This is a genomic window from Nocardia farcinica, assembly GCF_029867845.1.
In the GTDB taxonomy this organism is placed as follows: Bacteria; Actinomycetota; Actinomycetes; order Mycobacteriales; family Mycobacteriaceae; genus Nocardia; species Nocardia farcinica_A.
Genome location: NZ_JARWRU010000059.1, coordinates 1 through 3,024, shown reverse-complemented (window position 1 = coordinate 3,024; position 3,024 = coordinate 1). Strand labels below are relative to the sequence as shown.

The 3,024-nt window shown below is 74.5% G+C and carries 3 protein-coding genes; all 3 read right to left on the bottom strand.

The window, feature by feature from the left end; translation table 11 throughout:
* A partial coding sequence (locus QH283_RS00955) for a vWA domain-containing protein (protein WP_280501128.1) occupies window positions 1–358 on the bottom strand: 358 nt, incomplete at its 3' end.
* Between the two features lie 95 nt (window positions 359–453).
* On the bottom strand, window positions 454–1,671 hold the full coding sequence (locus tag QH283_RS00950; protein WP_280501127.1) for a hypothetical protein: 1,218 nt from the start codon (window positions 1,669–1,671) through the stop codon (window positions 454–456).
* Window positions 1,672–1,835: 164 nt separating this feature from the next.
* Entirely contained in the window at window positions 1,836–2,312 is a 477-nt protein-coding gene (locus QH283_RS00945) for a hypothetical protein (RefSeq protein ID WP_280501126.1), read from the bottom strand.
* Window positions 2,313–3,024: the final 712 nt, after the last annotated feature.

The following is a 3,024-nucleotide window of genomic DNA, read 5'->3' as shown; positions in this document are numbered from 1 at the left end:
CGTCCACGCAGCCCGCCGCCTTGTCGGCCTCGTCGTTGCTCGTGCCGGTGCCGTAAGCCGCCAGACCGACGCGGGATTGTTCGGGCGCGGCAGCCACGAACGAGCGGACCGCGTTCCTGGCCGCGTCCATCATCGTCCCGCTCGGGTCGGGCCGCAGCATCGACCCTGAGGCGTCGAGCACTATCATCGTGGGCGCGTACTGCGTCTGCTCCGGCAGCGCGGCGGCCGGGGGCGCGACCGACAGCGCCGCCAGCGTCCCCGCGACGAGCGCCGCCACCGCCCCTGGGAGCCGTCCGCCCTGCTGTCGCGGGCGGGCGCTCTCCCCAGTCGTTCCCGAGATCGGTTGCGTGCGCGACATTCTCGACCCTCCCTAGCCGTCCCTGCCGAACCCTACGGCCTCGCCGCCCGAGACGGCCAGACCTGCCGTGACACCTGTTCTGCGGGCACCGCGCGCTAGGGGGCCGCGATCTGCGGTGCGGCGACCGGCATTTCGGTGACGCCCGCCATCACCAGCTGGTAGTACGCGCCGTCGATGTCGAAGTCGATTCCGTCGTAGCCCGCCAGCGCGGCGACGAGCGTGTTCCGGGTCACCGCCGCGTTCTCGGCGGCGGCGGTCAGAGCGAACAGGGCGGCGCGCTGGTCGGCGGTGGGGTCGGTTAGCGCCAGGCGGCAGATCCGGTCCACCACCGCCTCGGCCGACCACACCTCCGGCAGCGCCGCCGCGAACGCGTCCGGTCCGGGTGACTCGCCGCGACACCAGCGGTCCGATTCCCACCAGTAGCAGAAGGTGAGCAGGCCGTTGCCCGCACGGGGGTTGAGCACGGGATCGGCGACCCAGTCCGGCGCGCCCCGGTACAACCGGGGATCGGCCGCGCCACGGTTGTAGACGGCATCCAGTTCCGGGGCGTCCCACACGCCGCCGGACAGCACCGCGCGGCCGCCCGGCAGCGTGTAGAGGGTCGCGCCGCAGCGCCGCCTGCCCTCGAAGAAGCCCAGCGCGGGCAGGATTCGCGGTCCCCTCGGCGCGCCGATCGCGACGAACGCCGCGGCCAGCACCGCCCACCGCCCCCAGAGCAACGGCAACGCGGGCAGCTCGTCGGTGGCCACGGCACGCGCTCCCTCGGCCAGGTCGGCGCGGGCCTGGGCGGCCGCCTGCTGCGCGGTCCGCGTCTGCCTGCCGTCGTGCCGGATGTAGGCCGCCAGCCAGACCGGCAGGCGGGTGCGTGGGTAGGCCTCCAGGTCGGCCGCGTAGACCTCGGGAGCGAAGAGCTGGTCGTCGGGGAAGGGTTCGTCGCCGTAGTCGAAATCGACCTCGATCGCGCCTTCCCTGGTGAGCGTGAAGAGCATGCGCCACCACGGGCCCTCGCCCAGCCCCGCGGACAGCCGCCGGTGCTCGCGCACCGGGGCCAGCACCTCCGGGCCGGGGTGCACGCGCATCGAGCGGCCGTGCTCGTCGACGTAGCGGACCCGAACCGTCTCGGTGGTCGTGGTCAGCGTGAACACCGCGTCCACCCGGTCCCAGCCGGACGGGCCCGCCGCGGCGACCGCCCGCGCGATGCGGTGACACAGCCGCGCGGCCCGCTCCCCCACCCCGGATTCCCCGCGCTCGATGGGGAAAGCGATATCGGGCTCGTCGTCATCCTCGGTCGGCCGGCCCTCTGACGTGCTCACGTTCCCGGAATTCTCCTCGTTCTGCGTCCCGCGGCGTTCTGTGTTCGGCGGCGTTCTGCGTTCGGCGGCGTTCTGTGTTCGGCAGCGTTCTGCGTCCGGCGGCGTTCAGCGTCCGGCGGCAACGCCGCGACGGAAGGTTTGTACCACCGGGCGGACGGCGGACATCAGGCGAACGCCCTCGCCCGCCGCTGCGGGTCCGCGCACAGATCCCGCAGGAACACACCGAGATCCAGCTCGGGTGGCAGGGTGCGGTAGGTCAGCACGCACACGACGACGCCCGCCGCCGTGACGGCCAGGCCGGTACGCCGCTGCGGCCCCACCGTGTGGTCGATCGCCACCGGGCCGTCCAGGTCGATCTCCCGGCCATCGATGCGGGCCATCAGCCGCCCGGCGTGGCGATACACCACGACCTGGCGGCCCGCAAGGTCGCCGTAGATTCCCGACGTCGGCCTGTCTCGCACCGAAGTGGCTTGCAGCGCACCGGTGTTCGGATCGAAGACGACCGTGACGCCGAGGCCGCCGAACGGCCGCAACAGCAGTGTGGGCGATGGCCCTGGCGCGGGCGGGCGATGCCCGTCGTCGCGGTGGGCGTTGCGTGACGGCGGGCCCGCAGGGGCGGGTGATCCCGGTATCGGCGGCATCCAGCCACCGGGCGGGGTGCCGTTCCCCGGCCAACCCGCGCCCTCGGTTCGGGAGTCCGGGTGGCCGGGGAGCCGCTCTGCCGGGAAGCCGCCCGCATGTCCGGGCAACGGTGGCTGTGGCGCGCGCCGAGGCGGTCCGCCGGTTTCCGCAGGTGACCACGGATCGGGCGACCGGTCGCCGGGCGGGGTCTCGCCGGGCGAGCCGGTGTCCGGTCGCGCCGGGCACTGCTGCTGCGGCGCGGGTGCGTTCGGCGAGGAAACGCCCGGTGGGGGCGGCTCCTGCGCCGGGTCCGCGGGCGCTTGCGGCCACCACGGGGTGTCGGAAGGGGGCGCGCCCGCATCGTTTCCGGGCGGAGGGCACGTCGGTGGAGCAGTCGCGTCCGGCGCCGCCGGCGGGCAGTCGCGCCCCGGACCGCCGGGCTCCTCCGGCTCCTCCGGCGAGCCAGGATCAGGCGCGCCCTCCCCCGGACCACCAGGCTCCTCCGGCTCCTCCGGCGAGCCAGGATCAGGCCCTGAATCGCCCGGGTCGGTGACATCCGGGGGATTCGGCGGGGTGGGCGGCTGCTCGGGTTCCGGCCACGGATCCGGGTCGACCGGACGGAAGGTGTCGATGTCCGGCAGGTCGAGGTCGTGGTCGTGCGGCAGATGCGGGATGTGCGAACGGAGCCGGCAGCCGGGGAGTCCCGGCCGGGCGGGCCCGCCGGCCTCCGGT